Origin of the sequence: Candidatus Angelobacter sp. (assembly GCA_035607015.1) — a bacterium.
Taxonomy (GTDB): domain Bacteria; phylum Verrucomicrobiota; class Verrucomicrobiia; order Limisphaerales; family AV2; genus AV2.
Window position 1 is genome coordinate 1 of the sequence record DATNDF010000131.1, and the last position, 17700, is coordinate 17700.

General features: G+C 59.8%; 12 protein-coding genes. 4 read left to right on the forward strand and 8 right to left on the reverse strand.

Annotated elements, in window-relative coordinates; translation table 11 throughout:
• Positions 1-523: alcohol dehydrogenase catalytic domain-containing protein (locus VN887_05420; GenBank protein HXT39443.1), on the reverse strand; the 523-nt coding region annotated here is incomplete at its 3' end.
• A 249-nt stretch (positions 524-772) separates the two neighbouring features.
• Here VN887_05420 and VN887_05425 point away from each other — a divergent pair.
• Entirely contained in the window at positions 773-2776 is a 2004-nt protein-coding gene (locus VN887_05425) for a choice-of-anchor Q domain-containing protein (GenBank protein HXT39444.1), read from the forward strand.
• A 93-nt stretch (positions 2777-2869) separates the two neighbouring features.
• On the opposite strand, the gene VN887_05430 is transcribed toward VN887_05425, so the two are convergent.
• Positions 2870-3889 carry a DUF3500 domain-containing protein gene (locus tag VN887_05430; GenBank protein ID HXT39445.1) on the reverse strand — a complete coding sequence of 340 codons (1020 nt, stop codon included), beginning with the start codon at positions 3887-3889 and terminating at the stop codon, positions 2870-2872.
• Positions 3890-4003: 114 nt separating this feature from the next.
• On the opposite strand from VN887_05430, the gene VN887_05435 reads away from it, so the two are divergent.
• A complete protein-coding gene (locus tag VN887_05435; GenBank protein HXT39446.1) occupies positions 4004-4729 on the forward strand; it encodes a hypothetical protein in 726 nt (241 codons plus the stop codon).
• 50 nt (positions 4730-4779) lie between these two features.
• On the opposite strand, the gene VN887_05440 is transcribed toward VN887_05435, so the two are convergent.
• The 3 genes from VN887_05440 to VN887_05450 form a co-directional block, all read right to left on the reverse strand.
• On the reverse strand, positions 4780-6426 hold the full coding sequence (locus VN887_05440) for a PPC domain-containing protein (GenBank protein HXT39447.1): 1647 nt from the start codon (positions 6424-6426) through the stop codon (positions 4780-4782).
• A 113-nt stretch (positions 6427-6539) separates the two neighbouring features.
• Entirely contained in the window at positions 6540-7949 is a 1410-nt protein-coding gene (locus tag VN887_05445; GenBank protein ID HXT39448.1) for a DUF1501 domain-containing protein, read from the reverse strand.
• A 5-nt stretch (positions 7950-7954) separates the two neighbouring features.
• A complete protein-coding gene (locus VN887_05450) occupies positions 7955-10078 on the reverse strand; it encodes a DUF1549 and DUF1553 domain-containing protein (protein ID HXT39449.1) in 2124 nt (707 codons plus the stop codon).
• Positions 10079-10357: 279 nt separating this feature from the next.
• On the opposite strand from VN887_05450, the gene VN887_05455 reads away from it, so the two are divergent.
• Positions 10358-10717, forward strand: a complete 360-nt coding sequence (locus VN887_05455; protein HXT39450.1) for a Spx/MgsR family RNA polymerase-binding regulatory protein — start codon at positions 10358-10360, stop codon at positions 10715-10717.
• 128 nt (positions 10718-10845) lie between these two features.
• Positions 10846-13221 (forward strand): carboxy terminal-processing peptidase, encoded by a 2376-nt coding sequence (locus VN887_05460; GenBank protein ID HXT39451.1) that lies wholly within the window; start codon positions 10846-10848, stop codon positions 13219-13221.
• A gap of 38 nt (positions 13222-13259) precedes the next feature.
• Here VN887_05460 and VN887_05465 read toward each other — a convergent pair whose 3' ends face one another.
• The 3 genes from VN887_05465 to VN887_05475 form a co-directional block, all read right to left on the reverse strand.
• Entirely contained in the window at positions 13260-14162 is a 903-nt protein-coding gene (locus VN887_05465; protein HXT39452.1) for a rhomboid family intramembrane serine protease, read from the reverse strand.
• A gap of 94 nt (positions 14163-14256) precedes the next feature.
• Complete coding sequence (locus tag VN887_05470; GenBank protein HXT39453.1) at positions 14257-15612, reverse strand: amidohydrolase; 1356 nt, start codon at positions 15610-15612, stop codon at positions 14257-14259.
• A 29-nt stretch (positions 15613-15641) separates the two neighbouring features.
• Positions 15642-17408 carry a DUF885 domain-containing protein gene (locus tag VN887_05475; GenBank protein ID HXT39454.1) on the reverse strand — a complete coding sequence of 589 codons (1767 nt, stop codon included), beginning with the start codon at positions 17406-17408 and terminating at the stop codon, positions 15642-15644.
• Between the last annotated feature and the right edge of the window lie 292 nt (positions 17409-17700).

A 17700-nucleotide genomic window follows, 5' to 3' on the forward strand; every position in this document is an offset into this window, starting at 1 on the left:
TGGCGATGACGCGTGTCCCGACGGCTCTGGCCATTTGCACGACCATCGAACCGACGCCACCGCTGCCGCCGTTGACGAAAATTGTCTCGCCTTTCTGCAGCCGGGCGTCTCGTGACAGGCCCAGGCACGCCGTGATGCCGACAAGCGCGACGGCAGCGGCCTGTTCGTCAGAAACGCCTCCGGGTGTCGGATAAAGCCAGCACTCGTCCACGGCGCAGAACTCCGCGAACGTGCCCTGGCGGCCAAGCAATCCCTGATTGCTGCCCCAGACGCGGTCCCCGGGTTCAAAGCGCGTCACCTGAGGGCCCACTTCGACGACGGTACCCGCCAGGTCGCAGCCGACGATGAACGGGAACGGAAGCGGCATCTGGACGAGGCCGCTGCGAATGTATGTGTCCACGGGATTCACCGAAACCGCGCCGACCTTGACGAGGCATTGTGTCGCGCCGGGCTTTGGCGCGGCCAATTCCCCGTAAACGATTTTTTCCGGCGGTCCGGTTTGTTGGATATAGGCGGCTTTCATTTGTCCTTCCTGCACGGCGATTCTATCGCTCTCATCGCAGCGGCTGCAAGCTTTGCCCGTTATCCGTGTGCCTGCAAACGCACAACCGTGTGCGGCGGGACGCACATGGCGGATCGCGGCAGCCGCGATATGATCGCCGCCAATCCAAACGCAATGCATACAGAGCATGGACTCGCGGCGGAGCGCGCAAAACAGATCGGATGATTCGAAACCCACGGCCCGGCCGACGACCTGAACGTCTCCCACTGCATGAAAGCCACCTTGCTATTCCTCTTGTATTTGATGGCGTCGGCCGTGTACGGGCGCGGACTGGCAGCGACGATCACGGTGACCTCCACGAACGACAGTGGCCCCGGCTCGCTGCGGGCGGCGATCGCCACTGCAGCTTCCGGCGACACGATTAACTTTGCGGTTGCAGGAGCCATCGTCCTGACTACCGGCGAATTGTTGGTGGACAAGCCGCTAAAAATTGTTGGCCCGGGCGCCACCAATCTTGTGGTGCAACGTAGCGAAGCCCCGGGAACGCCCGAATTCCGAGTCTTTCACGTTGAGGGAACCTCGCCAGTAATCATTTCCGGTCTGACCATCGGCAACGGACTTGTTGGCGCGACGTACGCCAATGGTGGAGGCGTCTTGAACGAAGGGTTTCTTACGCTGAATGATTGTGTGGTCGGCGGCAATCGCGCCACAGGCGAATACAGCCGGGGCGTCGGAATCTATAGCAGTTATGGTCAAAGCCTGACGGTCAGCAACTGTCTTTTCACCGGAAACGTGGCAACGGGTCTCTACGGAGAAGGCGGTGGCATCTACGCCCTCGGCAAGCTGACCGTGGTTCGCTGTCAGTTCGTGGACAATACTGCGTCAGACGAGGGCGCCGGATTGGATATCGACATGTTTTGCGTCGCCAACATCAGCGACAGCAGTTTTGCCGACAACAAACTCACGGGGGATTCCGGACGCGGCGCGGGTATCTGTAACCACGGAAACATGAACATTCGCTCCAGTACAATCAGCGGCAATACTGCTTCCGGCAACTACGGCGAAGGAGGCGGCATTTACAATTACGGAGAAGTGGTAAGTGTTATCAACTGCACTTTCAGCGGCAATTCCGCGACCGGCTTCTACAGCCGGGGGGGTGGCATCCACAACGACGCGCTTTTCCGGGAATTCTCGATGAATAATTGCACGATCAGCGGCAACTCCGCTCCGGAAGGCAGCGGCATTTACAATGCCGGAAGTCGTCCGGGTCCCGTGGGATTGTTTGCCCTCCGCAACAGTATTGCCGCCGGAAACACCGGGGGCGCTGACGTGGAAAGTCCCGGCACCTTCAGGTCCCTCGGGGGCAACCTGGTGGGAACGACCAACGGTGTTACTTTCATTTTTCAGGCCAGTGATCGCGTGAACATCACGGCTGCAGCGTTGAAACTGGGTCCCCTGGCCGACAACGGCGGACCCACGTTGACGCGAGGTTTGCGGTCCGGGAGTCCGGCCATCGACGCCCTCCAGTTCGATTACCCGCAGACAGATCAACGCGGAGTGAGACGGCCGGTCGGCCTGCGAGGAGACATCGGCGCCTTCGAAGGCGTGCTCACCAACACACCGCCGACGATCACCTGTCCCCCATCCTCCTTGCTCGAATGTTCCAATGGTGTTGCCGCGACAATTTCCGTGAATGTTTCGGACGCGGACGGCGATGCCCTGACCGTCGTGTGGAAAGTGGATGGAGTCGCCTACCAGACGAACAGCGTGCCTGCTGGAACGCCCACAAACTCCACAAGCGTCGAATTCACCGCAAGCTTCGAATCTGGTGAACACGATGTTCTGGTCACCGTAACCGACGGCGAGTCCGAACCGGCAAACTGTTCGACCGTCGTCACCGTGCATGACACGACCCCGCCAACCGTCCGCCGGGCTGTGGCCATGCCGGACGTCCTCTGGCCGCCGAACGGCCGTCTGGTGCCCGTGCGAATCATTGTCCAGGCGAGCGACAATTGTGGCCCGGTTCATTGCAGAATCAAGTCGGTCAGGAGCAACGAGGCGGTTCATGAACACGGTCGCGGCGATAAATCGCCCGACTGGATCATCACCGGCGAACTTGCTTTGAGGCTGCGCGCAGAGCGGTCAGGCAATGGCCGCGGACGCATCTATACCATCACGGTCGAATGCGAGGACGTGGCTGGCAACAAAACTTTGCACGACGTGACGGTCACCGTGCCGCACAACCACGTCGAGGGCGATGACGGGCGCAAATGATTCGGTACAGTTGGGGAAACGGTAAGTTGAAGGGACGCCGGGTGGCGTCCCTTCCCGCTTTGGAGGGCCGTCCGCGACCGGCTTGAGCGGATGTTACGCCCTGTCCCGCACGTGGACCCAGGTGTGGACGTGCGGCGCGCCACGAAAATACCAGACCATGGCCGGGCCTTCGATCTGCCAGATGTCCCACACGCCGTCGTTGCCAATGTCCTCGTGCTTGTAAAATGACATGTGGAGCTTGTCGAAGCCGTTTTTCTCCACCAGCTTCAACGCCTCCTCGGCATCGCGCTTGCGGAACGGCGCGAGCACGTCGGCCATGACCTGGCGCACGAGTTCCTTCTGATCGCGCGACAACGCGGCGATCGGAATTCCCGGCAGGTCTGATTTGCCGGTGAGCCTGACTGTGTCAGTGCCTTTCTCTTCGCGCGGCTCGTCGAGCAACGCCATCTCACGCTGTTTGCCGTCGAGCATCTTGAACACTTCGTTGGCCCGCCTGGCCTGATACCAATAGACATTGCCGGGGTGGTCGGCCGGTTCGTAAAAGCTCTTCGCCGCATGCCCGTAAAAGATCGGCCCGCCGAACGCCTCGCCCTCGACTGAATCACCGTCACAGCGACGCGTGACGTGCCGCCCGGCCAGAACGAATTCGAATTTGCCCGTGCCGGGTTCGCCGAACAGCGCGATGGAGGAGCCGCCAAAACCTTCCTTGCCGCCGTCGTGTTCCACCTGCTGCACCACCCTCTCCGCGTATTCCGGACTATGCAGGCCGACGAAGATCTCGCGGATCATGGCCTGCTGATCTTTCGTGAAAAACCCGGAAATCTTTTTGTCCGTGATCATCCAGTTGTTATCAACCTTGGAGCGAAGCGGATGGTCGAACGGGAAACAAATCGACTTCTTCTGTTCGTCGTTGAGGCTCCTGTAGAGTGTTGCCACCAAGGTTTCGGATGTCGCCGTTTTGGCGGCGGTCTTTCCGGCGTGTGAAACCGCAAGCGCCGTCAACGGTCCTGCGGCAGCGACAGCCGCGCCGGCAACCGAGGTTTTGAGGAATGTCCGGCGGGTGATCTGGCTGCAACACCCGCAATCGTCGTGGAGGGAAAACTGTGTTGACATGAAGTGAATCTAGCATGAAGCCGTGTTGACACAACGGTGAAATGCCGCTGTTTTTCACTGGCCACGCCAAAGGGTCGGCGTTAAAAGAGGCAGCGACCAACCCGGGCGATTTCCATGAAATCAATATGCCTCTCTGTACGCGGCGCAGCGGTCTTTGCGGCCCTCGCAGCCACGCTGACACTGGCCGGATGCGCATCCGCCGATGGGAAGGCGCCGGGACAACAGCCTTCCAGATTCAAAATGGATGACGGGCGCACCGTGGACATCGGTCGGGCCTCACCCGCCTCCGGTGGCGGGACAAATTACAAAAACCCGCATCTTGACAAAGTGTGGCTGGCCGACGGTTTTAATTTCAATGGTTATGACACGGTTTACCTGGCTACGACACTCTCCACGGCAAAGTTCAACAAAGATGAACAAAGGCTGCATGACCTGGCCGGGGAAAATCTGCCCGTCGAGTTGTCACGCATGTTTGCCTCCCGGAAACTTTTCCCCAACATTGTGACGCGCGAGACCGACATCAAGCCGGGCGTTCCGGTGCTCAGGCTCGAGAACACGATCGTCGAATACGCCAAAGGCGGCGGAGCGGCGCGCTACTTCGCCGGTTTGTATGGCGGCGGACAGCCGGTGTTGCGCGTTCAGGGAAAAATGACGGACGGCGACAAGATACTCTTCCGTTTTGAAGCGCGGCGCAGCGGAGTTTCCGCGGGCGCGCGGATGGGCGGCGCCATGATGAAGGACGAAGACATCCAGCTGGAAGACATCCGCAGCATGGCCCTGGACTTGACTGACTTCATCGAGATTGTGGTCCGCAAACTGCCGAAGAAGGAAACACCGTGACGGCGGGTGATCCCTGCTGGCCGCATTCGGCAACCGGAGTGAAGGTCGGACTATTCGCGCCTGCCGGCGCCGTCGGGTTTTGCAGCGGACGCCTTGATTCCCAGCGCGATCAGGCCGTCCAGTTCTGGCGGCGGATAGCGCAGCAACGGAAACAGTTTTTTCAACGCCGGCATCGTGCCCGCCGTGGCTTCGAAATCTGAGCCGTCAACCCCGGCCTTGCCCGCGATGGTGAAGTGAAACCGTTGGCCGGGCTGAACGCGCGCCGGAACGTCCACTTTCATTGTCGTCTCGTTTTTCTTTTCAGCGATCACGTTGTTTTCCAGGACAAAATCGTCTCCAAGACCGGCCAGTGTGAGAGTAACGGGACCTTCGTACTCACTTCGCGCCGCGGCAACCTTGATTTCAAAGCTACCGTTCCGCGCGGCTTCGACACGGTTCGTCTCCACGCTGAGGGCGAAGCCCGGATGAAAGGGTTGAACCTCGATGCGATAGGGGAGATCGGGACCACCCTGATGGTTCAACTCTTCCACGAGCAAACGGTACGTGCCGGTCTCGGTGAACTTGTTGGTCAGCGTTCCTTCGTTTGCCCCGGAAATATCGGCATCGGCGATTTGCCTGCCGTGGGCGTCAAACAGCCGCATGAACAAGTCGCATGGCGACCCGAGGCTGCGGGTCCGGCCTGAGAAAATCAGGCGCTGATCGCCGGTGGCCGGGAATTCATACCAGTCGCGGTCCTTCATCCGCGCGAAACGGCCGTTCGCGACCGACGGGACGGAGAGTTTCGTTGCCGTCTCTGGCGTGTCGTTGGGTTCGACCTCCATCACCTCGGGAAACTGCCCGGCCAGAAGCGTGCCAAAGCCACAACCCTGGCCCCGGCGAAATCTCGCGTTCAAGGACACCCGACTCGCGTGCTCCGGCACGCGCACCTCAACGGGCCGCAATCCTTCGACAGCCCGGCCGATGAACGCAACTTTCGTCCGGGCGCCGCGTTGCGCACCGAGCGGGAAAGTGGCACCGGCGAGCGGAAAATTCCCGACACGCAGCCGGTAGAAATATTTTGATCCGCCTTGGTAGCCGATGTCGCGCAATTCAACGATGTATCGCGCGGTTGCGGGCGCGGTGAAACTGAAACGGGAATCGGAACCAACCGCCGGATCGTCGTCGCAGTAAACCAGTTCTCTGCCGGAGGCATCGAGGAGCCGAATCACCGGATCAAGCGGTGATCCCAGACGGTTTGCGACCACTTCCACCGAGAGGCGCTGGCCCTTTTTCGCCTTGAACGCATAATAATCAAGGCTCGTCTCGCCGCAGTTCCCCTCGACGGCCACCGGCAGTTTCAATTCCTGCGCCGTGGCCAGCGTTCTGTTTGTCGCGCTCTCGGCAACTGTTGGCAGGTCGTCAATCATGAACAGGTGAACATCGGAAGTCCCGTTCGTAGTTGCGAGTTGCACCGCGCCGATGCCGACCTTGGTGTCGCCGGGAACCGCAACCTGGAACGCCAGTTTGCCGGCGCCGGGATCACCGGCTTTATCAGCGGGCCCGGGTGTGACTTTCGCGGGAAAGCTGGTCCAAAGTTCAACCGCGCCTTCGAGGTGTTCTCCAAAAAAAGTCACGGTCGTCGTCCCGCCGGGTGCGACGGCGGACGGGGAGATGCGATTTAACGTCGGACTTTTGGCGACGGCCACGCATGCGAACATGAATGCGGCAGCGGTCGGTAAAAGTCGGCGGGTCACGCGTTGAATGTGTCCTGGGTGACGGTCGCGAATCACGGGCGATAATTCAGGTCCGCTGGATTTTTCGGTCAGGCGGGCTAAGCCAGCACATCCATCACGGGCTTGCCTTCGGAGATGAGCACGGGCCGGTTGCCCACTGCCCGAACTTCCGTGTGCGGATCGATGCCCAGCAGGTAAAAGATTGTCGCCGCCAGATCATCGGGACGCACCGGATTCTCGGCGGGATACATGGCGTTTTTGTCGGACGCGCCATGGACAAACCCACGCTTCACACCGCCGCCGGCCAGCAACGTCGTGTAGCATTGCGGCCAGTGGTCACGGCTGGCGTTTTCATTGATCTTCGGTGTCCGGCCGAACTCGCCCATCCACACCACCAGCGTGGTGTCGAGCAGTCCGCGCGAATCGAGGTCCTGGAGAAAGGTCGGCAGCGTTTGATCGGTCAACGGCAGATGATATTTCTCGATGATCGGATACATGCGCGTGTTGTTGAACCCATGCGTGTCCCAGCCGCCCTCGGTCGTGCTCTGGCCGCCGATGTTGCCGGAGAAATAAACGGTGACAAACTTCACGCCCGCTTCCACGAGCCGACGCGCCAGGAGGCAGCTCTGACCATACGTGTGCCGGCCGTAGTCTTCGCGAAGCTTTTCCGGTTCGGACGACAAATCGAACGCCCTGCGCAGTCGTTCCGAGTGCAACATCGCGAGCGCCTTGTCATAATAAGAGTCGAGGCCGCGCGCGGTCGCCGAGATTTCCAGCAGGCGCGCCTGTTCATCAATCACCTTTTGTAATTCGCGCCGTTGTTCAAGCCGTTCATAGGAGAGATTCGCCGGCAGGCTCAGTTCCGGCAGTTTGAAATTGGCGTTGTTCGGGTCCTGCGTAAACAAAAACGGATCATGCGCCTTCCCGAGAAAACTGGCGTGCTGACCGGGTGTCACCGAACCGTCACGGATGACGTAAGGATAAGCCACGTGCGTCGGGATTTCCGCTTCGCATGGCGCCAGCTTGTCCACCACGCAGCCGTACGCCGGAAAGAGGTCAAGCGAATCGCGCAGGCGGATGTCGTCCACTGGCGGCGCATGACCGCTGAGCGCGTAATACGACGCCGAGTTGTGGTTCTTCATCGTGTGGTGCATGGACCGGACGAGCGTCACTTTGTCCATGACCTTCGCAAGACGCGGCAGGCGGTCGTTGATCTGGATGCCATCGGCACTGCTGGACATCGGCTTGTGCGGGCCGCGAATGCCTTCGGGCGCGTCCGGCTTCATGTCGAACATGTCGATGTGGCTCGGCCCGCCGAACTGATATAGAAAAATGACGGATCGCGCTCGTGGCTTCGGTCCTTTGCCCTTCACCCACTCCTCGGCGCGCAGCAGGTTCGGCATCGTCAAACCGAGCAAACCAAGTCCGCCAACCTTCAGTAAATGCCGGCGCGTGATATGGGCGTCATGAAAGCCGCGGCACGCGAATCCATTCGGGGGTTCTCTCATAATTCTTACTTTCGCAGTACAAATTCCTTCGCGTTGAGCAACGCCCACGTCACATCTTCAAGCGCCCGGCGCTTGTCGTTCGATTTCTCCAGAAGCACAGTCACCCGGTTCAGTTCCTTGTCGGCAGGCGGCCGGGTCAACGCCGTCCAGTAGAGTTCCTCCACGATGTCGCGGTCCGATTGGCCTGACGACAACAGCCGCCCCAGACGGTTGTTGGGAGCGTCGAGCAGTTCGTTGATGGCCGGGCCGCTGATCATTTGAAAGGCCTGGCCCATCGTCGTGTCGCCGGAACGCTCGCACTCGCAGGTGAGCAGACGCGGCGGTTTGCCGAATATTTCGAGAAAACTGTCCACCTCGCTCATCTTCTGGTCGCGCCGCCGCTCGGAAAGCGCGCCGGGCAATTGTGCCGCCCGCAGGCCGGGCGGATAGCCGTTGAACTTCACCGGCACACCGACGACTTCGCTCTGGCAATCGAGCAGCTGTTCGGCCGTCAGACGCCGAACGTAGGCGCGTGAAAAATCAACATCGTCGTCCCGGTTGGATTCGTTTGGCGTCGCCGACAATTGATAGGTCCGCGAATTCATGATGAGCCGGATCAGTTGGCGCAGGTCGAACTGGTGCTTTACAAGGTCGGCGGCCAGCGCGTCCAGCAGCGCGGGATGCGACGCCGGGTTCGTCGCGCGGAAATCATCGATCGGGTCCACGATGCCCCGGCCCATCAGATGGAACCAGATGCGATTCACCTGGGCCCGGGCAAAAAATGGGTTGTCCGGCGATGTGATCCACGCGGCCAGCGCGTCGAGTTCGCCGTCGGAATCGTCCGTGAGCGGATTTTGCCCGCCGAGGAACCGCGGATGCGCTGCTTTGCCGGTGCGCGGATTCTTTACTTCGCCCTTGTTCGCAACGAAGACGATCTGTTCTCCCTTGAACTCATGACCGTCGTTGTTGTCGCGCCGACGGTTTTCCAGGACTTTGTAGCCCACGCGCGCGAAAACGTCCGCCCAATCGTAGTAATCCTCCTGCGTCCATTTGTCGAATGGATGATTGTGGCACTGGGCGCAGTGGAGTTGCGTGCCGAGAAACACCTGCGCGACCGCCTCCGAGCGCGCCACCGGATCGCGAACGGCACGATAGAAATTCGCCGCCGGGTTTTCATAAGTGCTGCCGCGCGCGGCGATCAGTTCGCGCGCAAAACGGTCGAGCGGCTTGTTCTCCGCAATGCCCTGACGAAGCCAGCGTTGAAACGCCTCGATTCCCTTGCGGTCGAGCAAGCGCTCCTCTGCGCGGAGCAGGTCGGCCCATTTGAGCGCCCAGAAATCCGCGAACTCCGGACGCGTGAACAATCGTTCGACAAGTCGCGAGCGCTTGTCCGCGCGCTGATCGGCGACGAACGCGCGGGCCTCGCGGGCCGTGGGAAGAATGCCGAGCAGGTCGAGATAGGCGCGCCGCACGAACGTCTGGTCTGTGCAAAGTCCGGAAGGATTAATACGCAGCGTGCGAAGTTTGGCGAAGATGTGTTCGTCGATGTAATTGTTCACCGACGGCTCGCTCCAGACCCAGCCGGGCCGCGCGGGGACGAACGCGACCCGCACCGGCACCTGCGCGCGAAGGTAACGGACGAGCACGGTGGTTTCTCCGTAGTCCTGGCGCTGAACGAGGCCGTCATGAGTGACTTTGACGAGTCCATTCGCCGTATCGTAAACAGCCATGCCGGTCACGTCGCGGATCGACCCATCGGAAAAGACCGCACGGGCCTGCAATTGAACCTCGCCGTCCGGGTCAAAAAGAATCTTTTCCGTCGGCGAAACTTCAAGCCGCGACAGCGCGGGTGTCTCGGGAGGATCCGCCGGAAGGCCCTCAGCAATCCAGCCACGCAGCGTCGCATACTCGACGGAACCCTTTCTGAACCGCTGACCGCCTTCATGCGCGAGTTGCGTCGTTGGCTTCAAAAGAATGAGGCTCCGGTCTGGATCTTCGGGATTCACGCGGCGGCCGAACATGTCGCGCGCCAGCGCGTTGAAGTCCCACTCCGGATCCTCGCCGCGAAGCGAGAGCTTGAAGCCGGCTTTGCCATTTGCGTTACCGTGGCACGGACCCGCATTGCAGCCAGCCTTGGAGAGCACCGCCATGACATCGTTGTGAAAGGAGATTCTGTGCGGCAACGCATTCGCCGAAGCATCGCTGCAGCGCGCGGGCAGTGGAGCCGCAAGGATCGCAATCGCCACCCAGATGAAACCGGTCGCCGGACGGCCGGAAAGCCCCAAAGAACTATGCGAAGGGATTCTCAAGTAGTGATTTCTGTCGTTTATTTTCGGATGAAAATCAAGATGGAATTCTGCGGAGACCGGCCCTCACCCGCATTTTTGGGCTTGGGAATCCGCGTGGTTTCGGTTATAAATGCCGGGTCGATGCCCTTTAAGATCTACACCCATGAAAAGTGCGGCACCTGCCGCAAGGCACTCAAGTTTCTGGACACTCAGGGAATAGATTACCTCGCGATTCCGATTCTCGAACGCCCGCCGCAAAAGGCCGAGTTGAAAAAGATGCTGAAGTTTCACGACGGCGCAGTGCGCAGGCTTTTCAACACATCGGGCAGAGAATACAAACGGCTGAAGCTCAAGGAAAAGCTGCCGGGTTTGGCCGCCTCCGAAGCAATCGACCTTCTTGCTCGCAATGGGCGTCTTGTCCGACGGCCATTCCTGCTGGCTGGCACGCGCGGGGGAGTGGTTGGTTTCAACGAAGCCGGTTGGAAAGATTTGTTGAAATGAAAGCCGGATGTGACGGTCAAAGCATGAACGCCGGGTCTGGCATTGCGGATGTGGAATCGACCGGACTGTTTTTCGTGAGGAGTGTGGTATGATGAACGCATGTTGATAACGAAGAAAGGGCCGCAGACGTGAGAATCCTGATTTTTTTGCTTTGTTTCAAATTCGCAGCCGTCTTTGCGGACGAACAGCCCGGCAAGACCGCGCAAAGCCCGCCTCCGTCGCCCGGCAGCCGCGGCTCGGGGCTGGTTGCGCAGGGCGCGGCGGCCACGAACGGCGTGGCGCCACTGGAGGATTTGATTCTGCTGGAGCGCCGCTCCCGCAGCCTGTCGCCCATCGAAGCCGCGCCCGACGAGCGGGCCATTGCCCGGTTGACGGCCAACGTCCTCGCGCATGTGCATTATCTGCGGCAGCCCTTGAACGACGAAATCTCCTCCCGGTTTTTGGACCGCTATCTGGAGACGCTCGACAGCCTCCACATGCATTTCCTCAAGTCGGATCTTGAGGAATTCGAAGAGTACCGGACCGTGCTGGACGACATGACAAGGGCCGGCGACACCGCTCCGGCGAGGGAGATTTTCAAGCGCTTCATGAAACGGGTCGATCAACGCGCGGCCTTCGTCGCCGAGTCGCTCAAGTCCGACCATTTTGAATTCACCGGGAACGACCGCTTTTACCTCGACCGCCGCAAAGCGCCGTATCCAAAAGACCTGGCGGAAGCCAAAGAACTCTGGACCCAGAATCTGCGTTACGAGTACCTCCAGGAAAAACTGAACCTGGAAAAACCGAAACCGACCGCCACCGCGGCCAAAGGCGCCAGGAGCGGAACCAACGCCGCGCCGGTCAATGTTCGTGACGAAATCGTCAAAACCCTCAGCCGCCGATACGCGCGCTACCTGCGCTTTTGGCAGGAAGAAGACGGCGGCGACGTCCTGCAATTCTACCTGACAACCCTGATGCACGTTTACGATCCACATTCCGATTATCTTGGCAAGTCCACTTTCGACAATTTTGCCATGTCCATGAACCTGTCGCTGTTCGGCATCGGCGCGCTCCTGCAATCGGAGGATGGGTACTGTAAAATCAAGGAACTGAAGCCCGGCCCGGCGATGCGCAGCAACAAACTGAAACCCGGAGACCGCATCGTCGCCGTGGCGCAGGGTGATGACTCCGAGCCGGTGGACGTGGTGGACACGAAGTTAAGCAAGGTCGTGGACATGATCCGCGGGCCCAAAGGAACAAAGGTCCGACTCACGGTCATTCCCGTGGATGCCTCGGATCCTTCGACCCGCAAGGAAGTGGCGTTGATCCGCGACGAAATCAAACTCGAAGATGAGGAAGCCAAGGCACAGGTTGTCGAAGTACCCGGCAAGGAAGGGGCGACGACGCGCCTGGGAATCATTTTTCTTCCGTCGTTTTACGCCAACGTCGATGGCAGGGCCGCGCGCAAAAGCACGACGGAAGATGTGGCGAAGCTGCTGAAAAAGCTGAAAGCTGAAAATGTCAGCGGCGTCGTCCTCGACCTCCGCCATAACGGCGGCGGCTCTCTCGAGGAGGCCATCAACCTCACGGGCCTGTTCATCAAGGAAGGCCCGGTCGTTCAGGTGAAGGATGCGGAAGGCAACATCATCAAGGACGAGGACACTGACCCGTCGGTGCTTTACGACGGACCGCTTATCGTGCTGACCAGCCGGTTCAGCGCCTCGGCGTCGGAAATCGTCGCCGGCGCGTTGCAGGACTACGGACGCGCGCTCATTGTTGGTGACTCCTCGACGCACGGCAAGGGAACGGTCCAGTCGCTCATCCGGCTTGAGCCTTACGTGCATACCCGGTTCAGCGACTCGACAAACGACCCGGGGGCGCTGAAGGTGACGATCCGCAAGTTCTATCGCGCCAGCGGGTCTTCGACGCAATTGAAGGGCGTGGTGCCGGATGTCGTGCTGCCGTCGCTGAATAATTATGCGGACTCGGTTGGCGAGGCTTCGTTGGAAAACCCGCTGCCGTGGGACACGATTCCGAGCGCAAAATACGAGAAATTGAATCTGATCCAGCCGCTCCTGCCCGAACTGCGCAAACGTTCCGCAGAGCGCGTGGCGGCGGACAAGGACTTCGCCTATTTGCAGGAAGACATCGAAACGTACAAGAAGTATCTCGCGGACAAAAGTGTCTCCCTGAATGAAGAGGCGCGCCTCAAAGAGATGAAGGAAAACGAGGAGAAGGCTGAAGCCCGCAAGAAGGAACGCAAGTCCCGGCATGAATCGGAGGACAAGGTTTATGAGCTGACCTTGAAGCAGGTGGATTTGCCGGGCCTCCAGCCTCCGGCCAAAACCGGCGATGCATCCACGGCGGAACCGGGCCGGGACGATGCGAATCCGGACGATGTCGAAGACACCTCGCCGGAGGACAAAACCCCGGCTGTGGACGTGACCTTGAAGGAAACGAAACGGATACTGCTCGATCTCGTCGCGCTTTCGAACAAGGAAACCGCCGTTGCGGCACACAACTGAAACGGCGGCGGCGGAGTTTCTGACAGAGTGACTCCGCTTCAATTCCTTCGGTTGGCCGCGAATGCCGAGAGATATCCCCAGACAATGCCCACCGCGAAGCCAACGCTGTGCGCCGCGTTGGCGACGTGCGGGATGACGCCCACCAGACAAAGCGCGAACCAGATCACCGCCATCATCACTGTGCTGCTGTGCAGAAACAGACCCGAAGCGGGATCATATTTTCCGCGCAACCAGATGTAGCCGATCAACCCGTAAACCACGCCGGACATCCCGCCAAAGACCGGTCCCTTCCACAGGTATTGACCAAAATTGGAAAGCACGGCGATGACTACCACGAGGGCGCTCAGCACGCGCGTGTTTTGCCGGCGCTCAATCATCGTCCCGAGGTCGAGAAGCCAGAGCATGTTGAAAAGAATGTGCGGAATCGTGAAATGAATAAAAATGGGCGTGAGCAATCTCCAGATTTCGCCGTGCCGAATCTCCGGCAGGTCATTCAACCGCGCAATCGCGTCTCCTTCGACGATCCGTTCGGAAATGAACATCCACAAAATGGGTTTCGTGTTGGCGCCAAAGCTTGAAACCAGGCCGGTTGACACGCTGATCGCGATGAGGATCGCCGTCAGAAAGCCAACACCGCCCCGAATCGGAAACAGCCTGCTCCGGTCGAATACTCTCTTTTGCGCGGCCGCGTTCTCTTTCTGTTCCTGCTCACGTTTCCCGGCCGCGGCACGGGACGATTGTTCGTATTTCGGATCCTTCGGATTCTGTTGAAACTCCTTCAGCAACTCCGCGGCGACGTCAATCTGGTCCTCTGCTTCAACCCACAATATCCACGAACCGTCCCGTTCCGGCTCGATTCGATTGCCGATGCCGCACGCGTAAAGATGGTCGCTGAACATTCTGGCGGCGGCTTCATCTCGCAGGGAGCCAATCGTTCGCATCGAGTAGCCGTAACGGATTTTGGCGACGAGCGCAGCTAAAAACGGCGCGTGGCGGGAGAGAGGATTCGCGAGGCTGCTCCGCCGGTTTTCTCAATCACTGTCTGCCGGCAAGTTCCAGCACCGCCGCTGTCATCACCGTCACGCCGGTCTTGATGGTTGGCTCCGGCAACGGGGCAAATTCGCCGGAGTGCAGCGTGGGCAGAGACTTGCCCGTCCGTTCGCTTTCCGCGACCAGTTCCGGCTTCACGGCGCCAAGCCAGAACATGCAAATGGGAATTTTGTCCGTCGTCCTGCCGTATTCGCTGAAATCCTCGCCGCCCATGACCGGTTTTGCCGCGTGAACATTCGTTTCGCCAAGCCAGCTCCTGAACGCGGCAGCGAGGCGGCGCGTCAACGCGGGATCGTTGAAAGTGGCGGGCGTGAATTCCTGGTCCAGCAGCGTGATGACGGGCATGCGGTCTTCGGGCAGGCCCGCGGCCTCGGCGAGACCGTGCGTGATGCGCCTGATGGCGGCGATGGTCTGCGCGCGCACTTCATCGGTGTACGAGCGCAGTGTCAACTGCAGCTTCACCTCGTCGGAAATGATGTTGTGCTTGGTGCCGCCATGGATGGAACCAACCGTCACCACGGCCGGTTCGCCTGGCGCGATTTCACGGCTTACGATGGTCTGCAGCGCAAGAACCGTCTCCGCGGCGAGCACAATCGGGTCCTTCGTCTTGTGCGGCCACGCGCCATGCCCGCCAATGCCGCGGATCGTGATGTCCATCGAATCCACGTTGGCCAGCGCGTACCCCTCGACCCAGCCAACGGTCCCCGCCGCCTGGTCGGCCTTGTCGTGCAGCGCCAGGCAATAATCCGGTTTGGGGAAGCGCGTGAACAATCCGTCCTTCAGCATGGCCCGGGCGCCGGACCCCTTTTCCTCCGCCGGCTGACCGATGAAGACGAGCGTTCCCTGCCACCTGTTTTTCAGCGCGGTCAACAACCTTGCCGTCCCGACGAACACGCTCATGTGAATGTCGTGACCGCACGCATGCATCACATCCACCTCGTTCCCCTTGTCGTCCATCGTCCGGACGCTGCTCGCGTAGGGCAGGCCGGTCCGTTCCTTCACCGGTAACGCGTCGAGGTCCGTGCGGATGAGGATCGTCGGGCCGGCGCCATTGCGCAACACTCCCACAACACCGTAACCGCCGACGCGCGTGGTGACTTCCAGACCGGCCCGCTTCAACTCATCGGCGACGCGCTGGCCGGTTTTTTCCTCGTGCAGCGACAGCTCCGGGTGGGTGTGCAAAACTTTGTAAAGGTCGAACAGCCGCGGGTATTCCTGATCGACGAGTGACCGGACCTGTTCGCGCAATGACGACGGCGGCCCGGCGGGATTCTCCGCCGACAAAGTCACTGAAGCGATTGCCGCGGCGGCGAACGCAGATGAAAATATCGTCGGTTTCATGAGGAAAATTCTTTCCGCCGGCGGCCCGTTCACAGGATGTCGCCCCAAATGGTCCGGTCCTTGAGCATCACTTCGCGCAGAAGCCGGATCGGCGGGGCGCCGTGCCGCAGCAGTTCATCGTGGAATTTCTGCAGCGAAAAATTTGCGCCTTCCTGCTTCTGCCAGTCGCGGCGCAGCTTCAAAATCTCCATCTTGCCCACCGTGTAAAAAAGGTAGCCGGGATCGAACGTGCCGCGCAACGCCTCCTGGTACGCGGGTTTGTGCTCGTAATAGCAATTCTCCTCGAAAAACTTCGTGGCGTCCTCAAGCGACATTCCCTCGCAATGGGTCTTGATCGAGACGCACCAGCGGCAGAGCCGGAGCAATGCCTCATCCGCCTGGGCGAGCCGATACTTCGCCGCTTTGAGCGGGTCTCCCGCGTCCGCCCCGAATCCTTCATCAACCAGCATCTGCTCGGAGTAATGTGCCCAGCCCTCGATGAATGCGTAACTGCCGAAAATCTTCTCCAGTTTGGTCGCGGGCGACGCGTTCAGGCAAAGGAACTGCACGTAGTGGCCGGGATACGCCTCGTGAATCGTCACGATGTCCGTCGTGTAATAGTTGAAGGCCGTCAGCCATTCGTCTTTCTGCTTCGGCGTCCAGTCCGCCTCGACCGGCGTGACGTAATAGTACGCCTCCGTCGCTCTCCTTTCGAACGGCCCGGGTGTGTCCATCGACGCGAAGCTCGTGGCCCGCAGATACTGCGGCGTTTCTTCGACTTTTGCCCGGACCGGGGACGGTATCGTGATGATCCGGTGCCCGACCACAAACTGCCGGATAGCCTCCAGATCTTTGCGTGTATCGGGAATCAGGCCATCGGCCGTGGGGTGGTCCTTTTGAATTTCTTTGAAGACCTCGATGGGCTTCTTGCCGGGGTCGATTTTCCCCGCCGCTTCCTCAAACACGTGCTGCTCGCGCCGCAGTTCCCGCAGGCCGATTTCCAGCATTTTTCCCGGCGCGAGATCAATCAGTTCGCCATAACTCAGCAGCTTCTGGTATTTCTCCAGGCCAAAGGCGTAACGCGTGTGCGCCTTCGGGAGTTTCTCCTTCGTCATCCACGCCACATAACCCCGCAGTTCCTGAATGGCCTGCTGATTCACGGTCTTGAACTCTGCCATCAACGCCTCGTTTTTCACCTCTTTCAAAGCTTCCACCAGGTCTTTACCCAGGAAGTCCGCCGAACCGTTGGCAATCTCAACCGCCGTTTCGATGAACGGTTTCGCCAGAGATTCCTCCAGATTGGCCCTGGCGGCGGCGATGATTCGCGGTGTCTGTCGTTCGATCGCGATGACAGACTTAACGCGATCCTCGAGCGGCGCGAAGTTGCGCTTGATGTAAATGTTCACATCAAGAACCCCCGCGTAGGTCATCGGGTTTTTCGTGTAAGCCTCCACGTTCTCGAACTGAAAGATTTCGTTCTTGATCGCGGCCTCAAGGATGCGGAAATCGTAATGCGCCTGCGGACTCAGTGATTTTGTGTCGAGCACCGCGAGTCGTTGGTCGAATCGTTTGAGACGCGCCAGTTCCGCATCGAGGGAGGGCCGGCTGTAGTCTGTCACTTTTCCGTCGTATTCGTGCAAGCCGAGCGACGTGCCCATCTGCGGGCGCCAGGCGAGATAACCCGCAATGAATTCGTCGGCCAGTTTACCAAATGAAGCGTCCGCTGTGTTTGGCAGAGAACTCGCAGACCGCACCGATGGCTGCGTGAAGAGGGCGCCGGCCCCCAGCAGAACCATCACCCGAAGAAGTCTCGTCATAGGTGCTGGCTCGTTACCAGAGAATCGCAGGGAAGGAAAGGAATTTGCACGTCCAACACCTCTGTCCTGTCACTCGCTCTTTGAAGAAAAGCGGCCTTGAAACAGGACTGAACCGGGCGATGATGCGTCAACGACATCCGGGTGATTCGACCCGATCAAAACATGAACACAAAATCGTTTCTCCTTTCACTGACCGCCGTTGTCGTCCTGCAGGGCGCTCTGAACTCGCAGGCGCGCGCGGCGGACGCGAGACCGGTCCTGCTCTACAGCCGTTACTACAATGCGCAGGGCG

Coding starts and splice junctions, on each gene's coding strand:
- VN887_05430 (HXT39445.1), bottom strand. CDS start 3,889: ATGTCAACACAGTTTTCCCTCCACGACGATTGCGGGTGTTGCAGCCAG.
- VN887_05450 (HXT39449.1), bottom strand. CDS start 10,078: ATGGCGGTGCTCTCCAAGGCTGGCTGCAATGCGGGTCCGTGCCACGGT.
- VN887_05475 (HXT39454.1), bottom strand. CDS start 17,408: ATGACGAGACTTCTTCGGGTGATGGTTCTGCTGGGGGCCGGCGCCCTC.
- VN887_05455 (HXT39450.1), top strand. CDS start 10,358: ATGCCCTTTAAGATCTACACCCATGAAAAGTGCGGCACCTGCCGCAAG.
- VN887_05445 (HXT39448.1), bottom strand. CDS start 7,949: ATGAGAGAACCCCCGAATGGATTCGCGTGCCGCGGCTTTCATGACGCC.
- VN887_05470 (HXT39453.1), bottom strand. CDS start 15,612: ATGAAACCGACGATATTTTCATCTGCGTTCGCCGCCGCGGCAATCGCT.
- VN887_05435 (HXT39446.1), top strand. CDS start 4,004: ATGAAATCAATATGCCTCTCTGTACGCGGCGCAGCGGTCTTTGCGGCC.
- VN887_05440 (HXT39447.1), bottom strand. CDS start 6,426: ATGTTCGCATGCGTGGCCGTCGCCAAAAGTCCGACGTTAAATCGCATC.
- VN887_05425 (HXT39444.1), top strand. CDS start 773: ATGAAAGCCACCTTGCTATTCCTCTTGTATTTGATGGCGTCGGCCGTG.
- VN887_05465 (HXT39452.1), bottom strand. CDS start 14,162: ATGCGAACGATTGGCTCCCTGCGAGATGAAGCCGCCGCCAGAATGTTC.